The 12,781-nt window shown below is 42.1% G+C and carries 18 protein-coding genes; 8 read left to right on the top strand and 10 right to left on the bottom strand.

Translation table 11 applies throughout. The features are described from left to right. Positions 1–46: 46 nt before the first annotated feature. Positions 47–721: an S-layer homology domain-containing protein gene (locus tag HWQ41_RS33895; RefSeq protein ID WP_292772659.1), complete on the top strand. Its 675-nt coding sequence runs from the start codon at positions 47–49 to the stop codon at positions 719–721. Between the two features lie 30 nt (positions 722–751). Here the strand turns inward: HWQ41_RS33895 and HWQ41_RS33900 are convergent, their stop codons facing one another. Continuing rightward, positions 752–1,972: a hypothetical protein gene (locus tag HWQ41_RS33900; protein ID WP_292772619.1), complete on the bottom strand. Its 1,221-nt coding sequence runs from the start codon at positions 1,970–1,972 to the stop codon at positions 752–754. Between the two features lie 395 nt (positions 1,973–2,367). On the opposite strand from HWQ41_RS33900, the gene HWQ41_RS33905 reads away from it, so the two are divergent. After that, positions 2,368–2,988 (top strand): CP12 domain-containing protein, encoded by a 621-nt coding sequence (locus HWQ41_RS33905; RefSeq protein WP_292772621.1) that lies wholly within the window; start codon positions 2,368–2,370, stop codon positions 2,986–2,988. Positions 2,989–3,066: 78 nt separating this feature from the next. Here HWQ41_RS33905 and HWQ41_RS33910 read toward each other — a convergent pair whose 3' ends face one another. The 6 genes from HWQ41_RS33910 to HWQ41_RS33935 all read right to left on the bottom strand — a co-directional run bounded on the left by HWQ41_RS33910 (position 3,067) and on the right by HWQ41_RS33935 (position 7,108). Beyond that, positions 3,067–4,242 (bottom strand): LptF/LptG family permease, encoded by a 1,176-nt coding sequence (locus tag HWQ41_RS33910; RefSeq protein ID WP_292772623.1) that lies wholly within the window; start codon positions 4,240–4,242, stop codon positions 3,067–3,069. A gap of 373 nt (positions 4,243–4,615) precedes the next feature. After that, entirely contained in the window at positions 4,616–5,344 is a 729-nt protein-coding gene (gene lptB, locus HWQ41_RS33915) for an LPS export ABC transporter ATP-binding protein (RefSeq protein ID WP_292772625.1), read from the bottom strand. A gap of 30 nt (positions 5,345–5,374) precedes the next feature. Beyond that, positions 5,375–5,872, bottom strand: coding sequence for an LptA/OstA family protein (locus HWQ41_RS33920; RefSeq protein ID WP_292772627.1), 498 nt, complete (start codon positions 5,870–5,872; stop codon positions 5,375–5,377). 139 nt (positions 5,873–6,011) lie between these two features. After that, the gene (locus HWQ41_RS33925) at positions 6,012–6,182 is read right to left on the bottom strand and encodes a hypothetical protein (protein ID WP_292772629.1); all 171 of its coding nucleotides are present in this window, start codon (positions 6,180–6,182) and stop codon (positions 6,012–6,014) included. A gap of 171 nt (positions 6,183–6,353) precedes the next feature. After that, positions 6,354–6,746 carry a DUF309 domain-containing protein gene (locus HWQ41_RS33930; RefSeq protein WP_292772631.1) on the bottom strand — a complete coding sequence of 131 codons (393 nt, stop codon included), beginning with the start codon at positions 6,744–6,746 and terminating at the stop codon, positions 6,354–6,356. Then, positions 6,743–7,108, bottom strand: coding sequence for a ferredoxin thioredoxin reductase catalytic beta subunit (locus HWQ41_RS33935; RefSeq protein WP_292772661.1), 366 nt, complete (start codon positions 7,106–7,108; stop codon positions 6,743–6,745). The genes HWQ41_RS33930 and HWQ41_RS33935 overlap by 4 nt, the downstream gene beginning before the upstream one ends. Before the next feature lie 457 nt (positions 7,109–7,565). Between HWQ41_RS33935 and HWQ41_RS33940 the strand changes: the two genes are divergently transcribed. From HWQ41_RS33940 to HWQ41_RS33950, 3 genes are all read left to right on the top strand, one after another. Next, entirely contained in the window at positions 7,566–7,700 is a 135-nt protein-coding gene (locus tag HWQ41_RS33940) for a hypothetical protein (RefSeq protein WP_292772633.1), read from the top strand. Between the two features lie 145 nt (positions 7,701–7,845). Continuing rightward, the gene (locus HWQ41_RS33945; RefSeq protein ID WP_292772635.1) at positions 7,846–8,079 is read left to right on the top strand and encodes a hypothetical protein; all 234 of its coding nucleotides are present in this window, start codon (positions 7,846–7,848) and stop codon (positions 8,077–8,079) included. Next, complete coding sequence (locus HWQ41_RS33950; RefSeq protein ID WP_292772637.1) at positions 8,066–8,425, top strand: hypothetical protein; 360 nt, start codon at positions 8,066–8,068, stop codon at positions 8,423–8,425. The genes HWQ41_RS33945 and HWQ41_RS33950 overlap by 14 nt, the downstream gene beginning before the upstream one ends. 328 nt (positions 8,426–8,753) lie before the next feature. Here HWQ41_RS33950 and HWQ41_RS33955 read toward each other — a convergent pair whose 3' ends face one another. Next, the gene (locus HWQ41_RS33955; RefSeq protein ID WP_292772639.1) at positions 8,754–9,938 is read right to left on the bottom strand and encodes a DUF58 domain-containing protein; all 1,185 of its coding nucleotides are present in this window, start codon (positions 9,936–9,938) and stop codon (positions 8,754–8,756) included. 63 nt (positions 9,939–10,001) lie between these two features. Next, entirely contained in the window at positions 10,002–10,247 is a 246-nt protein-coding gene (locus tag HWQ41_RS33960; RefSeq protein WP_292772641.1) for a type II toxin-antitoxin system ParD family antitoxin, read from the bottom strand. 177 nt (positions 10,248–10,424) lie between these two features. Here HWQ41_RS33960 and HWQ41_RS33965 point away from each other — a divergent pair, with 177 nt between their 5' ends. The 3 genes from HWQ41_RS33965 to HWQ41_RS33975 all read left to right on the top strand — a co-directional run bounded on the left by HWQ41_RS33965 (position 10,425) and on the right by HWQ41_RS33975 (position 11,672). Beyond that, complete coding sequence (locus HWQ41_RS33965) at positions 10,425–10,736, top strand: DUF433 domain-containing protein (RefSeq protein ID WP_292772643.1); 312 nt, start codon at positions 10,425–10,427, stop codon at positions 10,734–10,736. Further along, positions 10,729–11,064, top strand: coding sequence for a DUF5615 family PIN-like protein (locus tag HWQ41_RS33970; protein WP_292772645.1), 336 nt, complete (start codon positions 10,729–10,731; stop codon positions 11,062–11,064). The genes HWQ41_RS33965 and HWQ41_RS33970 overlap by 8 nt, the downstream gene beginning before the upstream one ends. A gap of 164 nt (positions 11,065–11,228) precedes the next feature. Continuing rightward, the gene (locus tag HWQ41_RS33975; RefSeq protein WP_292772647.1) at positions 11,229–11,672 is read left to right on the top strand and encodes a DUF29 domain-containing protein; all 444 of its coding nucleotides are present in this window, start codon (positions 11,229–11,231) and stop codon (positions 11,670–11,672) included. Between the two features lie 181 nt (positions 11,673–11,853). Here the strand turns inward: HWQ41_RS33975 and HWQ41_RS33980 are convergent, their stop codons facing one another. Beyond that, the gene (locus tag HWQ41_RS33980) at positions 11,854–12,441 is read right to left on the bottom strand and encodes a Uma2 family endonuclease (protein ID WP_292772649.1); all 588 of its coding nucleotides are present in this window, start codon (positions 12,439–12,441) and stop codon (positions 11,854–11,856) included. Positions 12,442–12,781: the final 340 nt, after the last annotated feature.

A 12,781-nucleotide genomic window follows, 5' to 3' on the forward strand; every position in this document is an offset into this window, starting at 1 on the left:
AACGTAGTTTTTTAAATTCATTTAGCAGCTAAAAGTGGTTATTATGATGCGTCAGCTTTCAATTACTCTATCTTTAGTGGGACTATTACAAAACTTGCCAGCAATTGCTCAAGTGCCAGAACCGGCTTCTGGAATCCCATCTGATTCCATTCAACAGGTAATTGCTGCCAAATGGATGACAAACTTTTCCGATGGCAAGTTTTATCCAGAAAGGTTACTGAGTAGGGCTGAATTAGCCTCGATTATGGTAAAGACATTTCGGCTAGATAAAAGACAAGCTGTTAGCAAAGAAAATTTAGCTATTCCAGATGTTCCCCGTTCTTATTGGGCATTTAATGATATACAGACAGTCTTAAAAACTGACATCATGAAAGGCTATCGGGGCAATGAATTTTTCCCTAATCAAAAGGTGACAAGGGCAGAAGCTCTGGCTATTTTCGCCCAGGCTTATGGTGTATTTCAGTTTTCCGATGACGCTGTTAATGAGATTCTTGCTTCACATCCAGATGAAAAGTCTATCCCAGCTTGGGCTAGAAAAGCGATCGCTACAGTAGCTACTGAGGGATTTCTTAACATAGATGCTCAAGGCAATATTTTCCCATTAAAACCCGTGACCCGTGGAGATATGGCTTATGTATTGAGTAAATATTTGCAACGACAACAGCAACAACCCGAAACACCAGAAGTTCCGATTATTCCAAATAGCCCACAATCACCTTAGCTAGACTTTATCCAGCCAAGGTGCTTAAAATCACCTTTGCCCATTACCTGTATATTTCTGTTGAAGCTGGCGAAGATATTGGTAATTAGACTGTGGTAGTTGCGGCAACGGCTGCAAGCCATAATTACCATATGTAGACTGTGGTAGTTGCGGCAGGGGCTGCTGCAAACCATAATTACCACCTACAGGGTTTGTAGGGGTGACAACGCCTTGACTTGGACTCTGGATAGAGTAAGGTGCAATATTAGTTGGTACGAGAGAGGTGACTGGGAGCGTCACTGGTGCTACATTAGGCACTACCTGACCACTATTTAAATTATTGTAGGGATTTTGCGGTAAGTTCGTACCCGTTGAAGTATAACCAGTACCAGTAGTTAACCCAGTATTAGGCAATACCTGACCGTTATTTAAATTACTGTAGGGATTTTGTGGTAAGTTCGTACCCGTTGACGTGTAGCCTGTCCCAGCAGTTAACCCAGTCTTTGGTAGAGAATTCTGACTGGGTATGTTGATGGGTGGCATTAGCGTTGTTCCTGAGTCAGAGACTTGGCCCAAGGCATTTGTCTGAGTTGCAGTACCATTCAAGCTAGACAATTTCTGGTTTGTCGATTGGTTGAGCGCCGTTTGCAGAGGGCTGATAGAGAGAGAATTTTGATTCTTGTTGGTTTGATTAGTGAATCCAATACCCAGGCTAGAGGATGTTTGTTCTCCCCCTGTTGGTTCAGACGCCGCATTGAAGGTCTTGAGACCTAGAAACTGGTTATTATTATCAACTGTCCCAGTACGCAATAAATTTTCTGTTTGTACAACAAAGGGATTTTCCACGGCTGGCGAGGTGTCGCCCTTAACGCCTAAACTAGGATTTAATTTGGGATCACTAGGAGACTTTTGTGTATTAATTACATCCTCTAATAAGTCTTTGCTCTTTTTTTCCTTAGTGTTTTCCTTAGGGGTATTTGCTGTTACTGAGAGAGTTGCTTGCTCAAAGTCATTAAATAAAACTGGCAAGTTATCAATATCCGCTGCAATAGCTCTGTTTTCTTCTGACAGGTCGGAATCAGCAGGCTTTTGTGAAGTGACTTCGTTTTTTTGCTTATAAACGAAAATATCCGGGTTTGACCAGTATGCCCAGGTTACTAACCCTACTACAGATAAAAAAATCCCAGTTCCCCAAAAACCAGGTCGCCCTAGATTCCATAACCTGGCTTTGAGATAGCGTAAGTAGGCGGGAGGATAATGACGATGTGGCATGGGATTGGTAAATGAAATTTACTCGAAATCGGGAAAACCTTGACAGAAGCTGAAGACGTTACTGTTTAATGCTTTTGCTTTTTTCAACAGGAAATATTTCAACTTAAGTTTGAATGGTGATTTCATCCTAACTTCTCCATTAGTTATTAGTCATTACCAAGTCAAAAATTTACTTTTTAGCGGCTGGAGTCCTTTGGCAAGATTTTGTAGAAAGTTATGGCAATTTATGCTTAGTTTTTGGGTATCGGTCACATTGGATAACATCAGGAGTTGACAACTGGTCTAATTTATTGTTGTAGCCGGACAAAAGTTCAACTTTTTTACTTTCTAGTTAGCAAACTGTGCGCTCTGAAGGCGCTGTGCTGCACCGTACTATTAACCAGGAGACTACAGCAATGATGAAAGCTGAAGAGATCATGACCAAAGATGTAGTTACCATTCGCGGTTCGGCGACTGTTGCTGAAGCAGTAGGGGTGATGAAGGAAAAAAGATTGCGGGCGCTGGTTGTGGATCGTCGCTATGACAATGATGCTTATGGCATTGTCACAGAAACGGATATTGTCTATAAGGTAACAGCCTACGGTAAAGACCCAAAGCAAGTGCGGGTTTACGAAATTATGAGTAAGCCTTGCATTGTGGTAAATCCTGATTTGGGTGTGGAATATGTAGCGCGGTTATTTGCTAACACTGGTATCCATAGAGCACCTGTGATTCAAGGCAAGCTGTTGGGCATCATCTCGATTACCGACATTTTGACCAAAAGCGACTTTGTGGAAGCGCCACAAGCGCTGCTGCTGGAAGAGAGAATTCAAAAAGCAATTGAGCAGGCTCGTGCTATTTGCACTGAACAAGGTGCTTATTCTAAACCCTGTGCAGCTGCCTGGGATGAGGTAGAAGAACTCCAGGCAGAAGCAGCTCATCAGAAAGCTGAGGGTATGGTATCAGCCAAAGTCTCTTTTGAAGAATACTGTAAGGAAAACCCAGATGCACCGGAATGTCGAAGTTATCATCCGTAATTGAAGTGTGGGGATGAAGAGGAAGGGGGCATAGGGGCAGAGGCGAGAAGTTCCTCTTTACTCCCCCGCTTCCTCAATTTACCGTTTGGCAACTCGGATCAATAAGAATAGACCTATTCCCAAAAAAAGAAAGTTGGGCAACCAAGCCCCCATAAATGGAGAGAGGACACCTGCTTGCGCGATCGCACCACTAATAAAGAAAATTAAGTAGTACGAAAATATAACTATGACACTAATCCCAAAGCTGGTGCCTCTCCCAGTCCGCTGGGGTATGCTTCCCATCGCTGCACCTACTAAGCCAAAAACTACGCATACAAAAGGTAAGGAGATTTTTTGTTGAATCCGCACTTCGAGTTTACGAATTTTTTGGCGATCGCCACCGAGATTTTCCACTTCTAGTTGCTGTAGTGCTTCGGCAATATTCATCTCACCATAGTCCCGGCTTTTTTCTGCCAGACTTAATGGTGTGCGCGGTAGTTGCAGTTGTTGGTGTTCAAATCTGACAATGTTGCGATAAGAGCGATCGGCAGCGACAAAATAGATCGTGCCGTTGTAAAAATCCCAGACATTTTGAGAAGGATTCCACTGGGCAGATTCTGATACCACAATTTGATTCAGACCTTTTGTTGAGCGGTCTATAATCGTCAAACCTTTCATCCGCTTACCATCAAACTGGTCGGCGTAAAACAAGCGTGTCAATATCCTATTCTTAGAGCCATCCGCCTGGAGAGCATCCTGGTATTCAGGATAGAAAATATTTTGCTGTTTAAAAGTTGGCTTGTCTGATTTAAGGGCTTTATCCAGAGTCATCGCCGCTTGATAATTTGCTGCTGGTGCAATTTGTTCGTTAAACACAAATGTCATTCCTGTAACCACAAGACTCAACATCACAGCAGTTAGAACCATGCGATAGACGCTGACCCCACAACCACGCAGGGCAATTAGTTCGCTCTCGCTAGAAAGACGACTGTAGGTCATCAAAGTAGCCAGCAGCGTAGACATGGGGAAGGCTAAAACGATAAAGTTGGGAAATTTTAACAAAAAAACTTGAATAGCAATGTCTATGGCTAGCCCAGATTCTACGATTTTTCTGATCAGATCAAATACAGCATCAATGGTGACACCAAGTGATGAAAAAGCTCCGACACCAAAGAAAAACGGCGCTAACAATTCGCTGGCAAGGTAGCGATCCATGATCGTAAAAGGCAGCAGCGAACGGAGGCTGTAGAAAGACGTGAGCTTCTTTGAGATCATAAGCAACTTGAAAAGTTAAAAATTCGCAAACCTGGTGAAGCAAACTATACAGCAGGAGTTAGGAGTTAGGAGTTAGAAGTTTGGAGTCTTTATATCTGGTCTTGAAGTCTAGGCTCTGTAACTCACTTAATTGCAAACTGCTGTATCTACTCAGGACTTACGCAAAAAGGCTGTGAAAGCCTTGATTTACTGTAGGGGCAATTCATGAATTGCCCCTACATTTCATACTTGATGCGTAAGTCCTACTACTGTATTTAGCATCAAAGTTCAATTCTCAATAGCTGAGAAAGCAAAATGAAATTAATTAAGAAATTTATGCTTAAGAATAAACAATAAAATATCCTTTGAAAATATTAACTAAATAATTGTTAATTTAGACTTGAAAGTTATCCCCTAAATAATATTGCCGCACGAGGGGGTTGCTGTAGAGTTCGTCAGCAGCGCCAAAAGCGAGAATTTGTCCCTCGCGCATGATGTAGGCGCGATCGGTGATGGCCAGGGTTTCGCGGACATTATGATCTGTAATTAAGATTCCCATGCCGCGATCGCGCAGTTGTGCTACAATTTGCTGAATTTCTGAGACTGCGATCGGATCAACTCCCGCAAATGGTTCATCCAAAAGTAAAAATTTTGGCCCTTCTTGTCCAGCAGCTAAAGACCTTGCTAATTCCGTCCGCCGTCGCTCACCACCAGAAAGTAGAATTCCTTTGCTATTGGCTAATTTTTCCAAGCGAAACTCCCGCAGTAAAGTTTTGAGTCGTCTTGACCACTCCCATCGTGGCACATTAGTTTGCTCTAGCACCAACAGAATATTATCCTCTACCGAGAGTTGGCGAAAAACACTTGCTTCTTGTGCTAGATAGCCAATACCCAATCGCGCCCTTTTATGCATTGGCATTCCCGTAACGTCGAGATTACCTAGCCAGACTTTTCCTTGATTGGGTTTTTCTAAACCTGTGGCAATGTAAAAAGTCGTCGTTTTACCAGCCCCATTGGGGCCTAGTAAACCAACGACTTCGCCCTGAGCAACAGAAAGATTGACACGATTGACAATTACTCGCTTGCCGTAAGATTTGTGAATATTCTCTAAAACAATTTTCACGCTGGAGGCACCCTTTCTTGATGGTAGATGCTAATTAGAAGGTTTGAATGCTGGTGTCTTTGGGGCAGGTGTCGCAGTTTGTCCATCATTATTTGATTCCTGCACCATGTAGATGGACTCTACCTGACGGTTGGATTGGGGTAAGGCAACAAATCGCCCTTCGTCAATTAAGTAGGTTACTTTCTCCGCCCGAATACTGTTACCGCCCTGTTGCAAAATATAGACGTTGCCACTGAAATCAATTCGGCGTTCTTTACTAAAGTACTGTGCTTGGGTAGATGTTGCCTGAATCTGACGAGCAGGATATAACATTTGCACGTTACCGCGAGCGGTGACTACTTGATTTTTAGCGTCATATTCTTGCACATCAGCGCGGATAGTCAGGGGGCGATTTGCTCCAGATGTTTGTGCAGTAGCGCTTTGCAGTTGGGTAGGGAAGACAAAAGCGCCCAGGAGTGCAACTGGCAGCATTAAAGCTAATCCAAAGCGACGCATCTGTGATTTTGGCAATTGATAGCAGGGCATCATAGCAATTTGGGATTCAGGATTTCAGCTTGTATTCTAATTATCTCAAGTACTTTATCCAGATATGAAATATACAATCTGGAGTGATTTACGATAACTACTGGCTGAAATAGTGACGCTATCCCCAACCTCAAGGTTTCAGCTAATTGGTATGAAATCCATTACAGCTTAATATATTGGAACTCCGAACTTCAAGCTCAGAACTCGGAACTTCGGCTTCAGAACTCGGAACTTCAAGCTCAGAACTCGGAACTTCAGCTTCAGAACTCGGAACTTCAGCTTCAGAACTCGGAATGCCGAAATCTACGCTCAAACATCCAAGCTCAAAATGCGGTTATTCAAAAAATTAGGTATTCTGCCAAATATTGCAGCTACTTTTCCCAATTTCAACTTATCACTAGGTAAGGTATAGGGGGAAAGAGGCATGGAGCAGGCAGGATGCAGAGGGAAAGTTTCCGAGCCAAGCACTCCTGAGTAAACTTCACTAATCAGTAGTTAACACAATTTTAGGCAAAGATAAGACTTGATTTTCACCCAGATCACCAGCGGCAATCAAGTCTGGCCCTATTTGTTGTAATGTCGTCAACAATGCTGCGCTCTGACTCAATAGCTCATCTACGTCAACGCTACCGTAACTAGATGGGTAACGCTGCAAACGATTGCTGCCTTCTCCAAGTAGAATTACTGCACCTCGCCAGTTACCATTCTCCAAATGATATAGTGCCACAGCAATCTGGAGAATGCCTTGATAAAAGGTTTTTTCTGGTTCACTAGCTTCAATCCACAAAGCCTCTAAAGTGTCATGACAGGCATAGAACTGACCAGAATTGAACTGTTCTATGCCTTGCCAAAACTCTTGGGGCATGATTTCGCTCATCCCATGCTCTCTCGTACTTCTTTAATTGTTTCGAGAGAGATTTCTTGTTTTTCTCCAGCAAACTCGTTGTCAGGAGTGAGGAACAACATGCAATGGCACTCTTTGCGTTCTCTCATTGGCACACAAGGACAGTTCCAATATGTGGCGTGAACCTCAGCTTCTTTATCTTCGTAGTGGCGACAAGGACATAAGGGCGCACCTAGATCGTCTTTATGTTTGGCTAGTCCTTCAATCACAACTGCGGTGACGGAAGGCTCAGAACAGAAGTAGGTTCCAGTACGCTTGGCGTATTGTTCGGAAAAATGTCGCATTGCCTCTAGGCTTCTATCGCTGGATTTTGTGTTATGTTCTGATGTGATCATGTCGCTCATAATTTAAATATTTCTTTGCATTGTACCTCAGCCTCACTAGGGGATTACTGGGTGTATTTCCCCAACCTTACCTGCTCAAATTAATTTATCTTTGCTCAAAGGCTGATATGTCCGGTGTGCTGGGATCAGAGAAAATCTCAGAAATCACAGAAGCTTAACTTCTAAGCTAATCAAAATTCAAGTTGCATCTTGAGGCAGACTTTAAAAGTCAAGAGGTTGATTTATTCTGATCAACAAACAACGCCGTGACGCGTCTAAGGGAAGATGCCAAGCGCGATCGTTGTGTCAGGTTTGGTTTATTTATAGGTTGTGCTGAATTCTCCTCATCATAACTTTATCAGACTTTATGAAACCACTAAGTAATCACACTTATTATTTTTTCGGTTTAGTGTATCTTCTAAAAGTCTAATAGAAAAAGCACAGCCTTATCAAGAGTTACAACTACTATATGAGTATTTCAACTGTTGCGAAAAAGTTATCGACTGCTGCGATCGCAGCAACAGTCATTGTTTTGGGAATAGGAGCAGTAGCACAAGCAACTGTTTTAACATTTGACGATATAAGCGCCTATTTCAGATTTTGATCAGATTCCGAATGGTTACGGAGGATTTAATTGGGACAATTTTTACTACCGAAATGGCTCGGATAGTGCTGTCTTACTTACAGGCTATGACAATGGTAGAGTTTCAGGAGACTACGTAAGCTTTAATTGGTTTGGAGACCCTGCTTTGGTCAGCGATAGTGTTTTCGATTTCAACAGTGCTTACCTCACAGCCGCTTGGAATGATGGTCTTTCAGTTACTGTAGAAGGTTTAAACAGAGGTGCAACCCTGTATTCAAAAACTGTGGTTGTAGATACGACACAGCCAACTTTAATGCAGCGCTTTATTCAATTAGACGACGCACCCGTAAAACTGAATGTATTGTTAAATGCTTGCAGTAGTCGGAATGCAGTTAGTTGAAAAGCACGTAATCAAGAGTTCTCATAAGTACTACCAAGAAATTGATAACTTATGCTTTCTGTCTAAAAACCTTTACAATGCGTCTAACTACTTGATTAGACAAAATCTATTTAAGACAGGTAAAATTCTGAATTATAATCAGGTTCAAAAACTCACTCAAGAATCTGTTGATTATAAAGCAATACCTGCTAAAGTAAGTCAACAAATATTAATGGTTTTAGACAGAAATTGGAAAAGTTTTCTAGCTGCTTTCAAAGCTTACGAAAAGAATCCATCCAAGTTTTTAAGTAAGCCGAAGCTACCAAAATATAAAAAGAAAGAGGTAGTTTACTTAATGCAGATATAAATGGATCATTAAATATCTTGAGAAAAGCAATCCCTGAAGCGTTTGCCCAAGGGATAAAGGGGATTGTAGTTTCCCCAGTGAAGGTAAAACTTCCTAAGTAAAAATTGTTAGATATTTGTCTACATTTTTTACAACTATTAAGACGTAAACAGCAACAGAATACAAAGCTAAAGCAAAGTTAACTAAAATCTTGCACCTTGCCCGAACGACTAGAAGTCGCGGCTACACAAACAAAGCCTATCTCCGTGGGCTAAAAGCTTTACAATCTCTAGAGGCAGGCTTTGTTTGTATAGCCCTTCTACGGTGTATTTTTTGGCGAAGGTATTGATTAATACGAATTTAATGTTTTTTGCAGTTGGGGTTGCAGCGGGCGTAGGCGTAGCCCGTCGTTGACATCGCTTTGCAAAACTATACCAGGGTGTTCCCAATTGATTACCTCTGGTTCTGCTGGTGAGGAAATATTTGGCCACAAAACCCAGCGACTGCCTTGAGGAAGCGTAGCAAGGCTCAGGGGGTTTTGAGTCAGCCAAATCAAAGGGTAGCTTTTAGGAACTACTGAACTGGCATCTTCTAGGGCTGTGGTTGCTGCTAAGGTTTCTAGTACAAAGCGATCGCCTTTAATTAAATTTGTTGATGCTGTCCAGAGTTGCACCTCTAATTGCTGTTGCTGTGCGTAAAAGTACAGCGAAGCTGCGGCAATTACTGCTTGTTCAAAGTTTTCTTCTTCCCAATTGCTAGCACTGTCAAGGGCAATAACTATTTCTTGTCCACCTGTGACCATTTCTAACTCTCGCACCCTTAATTCGCCATAGCGGGCGCTAGTCCGCCAGTGAATCAGACGCGTAGGATCTCCGATGCGGTAGGGACGGAGCGATCGCACCAGCCCCGTTGTCGCTGTCTGCAAGGGTCTACCACGGGCATCGCCCTTTTTACTCTCTTCTTGCCCCATTTCATCTACTAAGGGGCAGGTAGCCAAGGGTAACACTATAGGATAGACGATCGCCATTGCAGGACAATCACGCTGACGGCGACACCAAAATAATCCTAAAGGCGCACCAGAACCCAGTTCGACTGTGTGCCAGCGATAAACGCCCCGGCGCTGGGTAGGGTGGTAATATACCCAACGGTAACTGCTTTGGCTAAGAATTGTTTCGATTGCCTTTTGTACTGGTTTCCCCAAGACGAAGGGCAGTATATCTTCAACTTTCAATAAGCTTACTGGGTGCTGTGTCTGATTGCAGATTTCTAATTCCACTGTTAGATCATCGCCGGCTGACACCGGCTGCATGGGACGGCGGGTGATGGATAAACCTGTGAGCGATCGCGGTGGTAAGATGGCTGCTACACCCAAAAGGGCAAAACTGATACCGCTAATAGCGTAAAGCCAACCAGCCATCGTATTGATACCTGCGCCAAAAAAACAAATAGCGGTTGCTGCTAGTACCCAACCGCCGTAAGTAGGGGCACAAGCGCGGGTTTCTAGCCAATTGGTGATGGGTTTGAGGATTTTCATGTTTCTTTTTTAACCCAATACCACCCGAAATTCACAGTGTCTCAGGGGTTGCGCCTGATCTCCTTATCGAAACCGCTCTAGAACTTGGTTTACGAATGTCTCCCCATCAATAGGTGGCGTTTGGTCTGAAGCTAAAATCGCCGCATCAATTTTTTCTCGCACAGCCTCGATCCATTCAGCATCGGCGCGATCGTATTCATCTAGCAACCGTAAGGCAATTTCAAGGGCTTCTTCTGCGGAGTTATATTTCCCAGCCTGGAGCTTGGTTTGAATAAAGCGTTCTTGATCGGGTGTGAGACTGATGCTCATAGAAAACCTCTATTCAGATTATTCACCATTTTAAGTCAATAAACTCACCGGAATATCAACAGCGAGGAGCGATGTCTACGACGGGCGTAGCTGCGGCACGATGAGCGATGTCTACGACGGGCGTAGCTGCGGCACTATGTATTATTAAAATATGGAATGGAGGTGGAAGATTCATCAATGCAATTAGTTAGTCGGGAGCATATCGCGATCGCTCCTGATGTGCGGAGTTGCAAGCCCCACATTGTCGGTACTCGCATTGCTCTAGAAGATGTGGCAGTGATGCATTTAAAGCTAGGATATTCCTTGGTAGAGATTGCTGGTAAGTATGACCTGTCACTAGCCTCTGTTTACGCAGCAATGGCTTATTACTTTGATCACCGAGACGAGATTGATCACCGCACAGCAGAAGAGGATGAGTTAGTTGAGGTACTGAAGCAAAATTATCCCTCGCGTCTTCAAGATAAACTCAGACAGTTGAGGAATGAGTGAACGAATTCGCTTTCATCTGGATGAAAAAGTCGATCCTGTGATTGCGCTTGGCTTGCGCCGTTATGGAATTGATGTCACAACAACCAATGATGTAAAATTACGCACCCAAAGCGATGAAGTCCAGTTAACCTTTATTCAAGAAACACAGCGAGTACTGTTCACCCAAGATGCAGATTTTGTGATTATTGCGAGTTCTAGGATTGATCATCCTGGTATTACCTACTGCAAGAAAGGGACTCGTTCAATTGGTGAAATCATTGAAACTTTGGTTTTGATGTATGAGGTGATGACACCTGAAGAGATGGTGGGACGTGTCGAGTTTGTGTGAAATAAAAGCAACATTGAAAGACTTGCATCTTCAAAAGCATTTAGGTGGAGTCAGTTAGGAGTTGTATGCACAACTTAACAAGTTATCTGTATTTTGGTGGTTTGCATCTATAAATTTATAATTGTATATGATTAAATTATTGAATGTAGGTAGAAGGTAAAAAGATGACAATCACTACCAACTTAAAACAACTCTATGAAACCGATGAAAATTTATGGTTAGAAGAAACTATTGAATTATTAAAACAAAAACAGTTTAACCAACTTGATTTAGAAAACTTAATTGAGGAATTAATCAGTTTGGGGAAAAGAGATTTAGCTAAAGCCAAAAGTCTTTTAAGGCAAATTATTATTCATATATTATTACTCCAATATTGGCATGTAGAATATGAAAGAAGCTATCGTCATTGGATTGGAGAAATTAAAACATTTAGATATGACTTAAATAATCATTTAACGACGAGTTTAATAAAAAAATTACAGGATAATTTAGAGAATATTTATCAAAGTGCGATTGATTTTGTGAAAATTAAAACCGATTTAACTATTTTTCTAGAAAAGTGCCCTTACACTCTTGTACAATTATTAGATGAAAATTATTTACCTTAAATATATCAGTCTTATCTAATTTTTGTGAAATGAAAGCAGTGCAGAGAGTTGATGTCTACAACGGGCTACGCCTACGCACTGTAAATCTATGCTATGATTTGGCGATGTCTACGACGGCCTACGCTTACGCAATGTCCCAAATAGTCATGAAAATTCCCCTTTCAGTACTAAAGGAATAATGTCAATTTTTCCGATGTAACCAAGCAAAAACTTCATCAACAGAGAGTGTCAAATTCAAATCTTCTAACACTGGTAATATATCTTTTCCTACTAATAAATCTGGTAAAGAATTAGGTTGATAAACTAAAATACAGCGTTCACTTGGATCAATCAACCATCCTAGCTGGCTGCCATTTCTCAAACAGTGTAAAATATTGCCAGTAACTTTAGTTTGACTTTGAGCAGGGGAAAGAATTTCTATTACCCAAGCGGGTGCAAAATCAATACCATTGCTAATAATCTCACCGCTTTCATCCAGTGGTAGTTGATTGGTAGAGATAACAACCACATCAGGAACTACTGAACGATTACCGCAGGTACAGCGCAATTCAGGAAAAGCTTCGTAGTTACTACCCAACCCATCAATTACTGCAACTAAACGTTTTTGCAATAAGCTGTGTTTAGCTCCTCCCATAGGTTTCTGAATTGCCTCTCCATTAATATATTCCCAAGCTGGTGACTCTTCAATATATGGAAGTTTTAAAAACTCCTCTAGAGTCGTGCTTTCTGGAACTGTAATTTTTCCTGGCGTCAACCCAATATTTTTCATAATCCTCGCCTTGAGATTGGAACCAAGCCAGCGTGTCGGGATCTACTTGAACAATTTTAACTTGATGTTTGTGGATAACAAAATCAATGCAATCGGTCACTTCTTGTAGGAGTGGTTCGGAAAGTTGCTGCAATTTTGCGTTAGCGAAGCTCGCCTACGCGTTAAATCTCCTGACGAAATGCTCTAATAGCTTCTCCAGCATCAGTCTCAGCCATCAAAATGTAGCGCCTCAGTAAATCCAAATTGAGGTCATTGAGTCCGGGCAGTTGGCTGCGATCAACGCGTTCATCAGTAAACCAAAAAGTTTTTCTCCAGAGAGCGATCGCTAAATACTTTGTAG

Source organism: Nostoc sp. NOS(2021), from assembly GCF_017115025.1.
Taxonomy (GTDB): domain Bacteria; phylum Cyanobacteriota; class Cyanobacteriia; order Cyanobacteriales; family Nostocaceae; genus Nostoc.

Coding starts and splice junctions, on each gene's coding strand:
- HWQ41_RS33895 (WP_292772659.1), top strand. CDS start 47: ATGCGTCAGCTTTCAATTACTCTATCTTTAGTGGGACTATTACAAAAC.
- HWQ41_RS33900 (WP_292772619.1), bottom strand. CDS start 1,972: ATGCCACATCGTCATTATCCTCCCGCCTACTTACGCTATCTCAAAGCC.
- HWQ41_RS33905 (WP_292772621.1), top strand. CDS start 2,368: ATGATGAAAGCTGAAGAGATCATGACCAAAGATGTAGTTACCATTCGC.
- HWQ41_RS33910 (WP_292772623.1), bottom strand. CDS start 4,242: ATGATCTCAAAGAAGCTCACGTCTTTCTACAGCCTCCGTTCGCTGCTG.
- HWQ41_RS33920 (WP_292772627.1), bottom strand. CDS start 5,872: ATGATGCCCTGCTATCAATTGCCAAAATCACAGATGCGTCGCTTTGGA.
- HWQ41_RS33930 (WP_292772631.1), bottom strand. CDS start 6,746: ATGAGCGAAATCATGCCCCAAGAGTTTTGGCAAGGCATAGAACAGTTC.
- HWQ41_RS33935 (WP_292772661.1), bottom strand. CDS start 7,108: ATGATCACATCAGAACATAACACAAAATCCAGCGATAGAAGCCTAGAG.
- HWQ41_RS33940 (WP_292772633.1), top strand. CDS start 7,566: ATGAGTATTTCAACTGTTGCGAAAAAGTTATCGACTGCTGCGATCGCA.
- HWQ41_RS33950 (WP_292772637.1), top strand. CDS start 8,066: ATGCAGTTAGTTGAAAAGCACGTAATCAAGAGTTCTCATAAGTACTAC.
- HWQ41_RS33955 (WP_292772639.1), bottom strand. CDS start 9,938: ATGAAAATCCTCAAACCCATCACCAATTGGCTAGAAACCCGCGCTTGT.
- HWQ41_RS33960 (WP_292772641.1), bottom strand. CDS start 10,247: ATGAGCATCAGTCTCACACCCGATCAAGAACGCTTTATTCAAACCAAG.
- HWQ41_RS33965 (WP_292772643.1), top strand. CDS start 10,425: ATGCAATTAGTTAGTCGGGAGCATATCGCGATCGCTCCTGATGTGCGG.
- HWQ41_RS33970 (WP_292772645.1), top strand. CDS start 10,729: ATGAGTGAACGAATTCGCTTTCATCTGGATGAAAAAGTCGATCCTGTG.
- HWQ41_RS33975 (WP_292772647.1), top strand. CDS start 11,229: ATGACAATCACTACCAACTTAAAACAACTCTATGAAACCGATGAAAAT.
- HWQ41_RS33980 (WP_292772649.1), bottom strand. CDS start 12,441: ATGAAAAATATTGGGTTGACGCCAGGAAAAATTACAGTTCCAGAAAGC.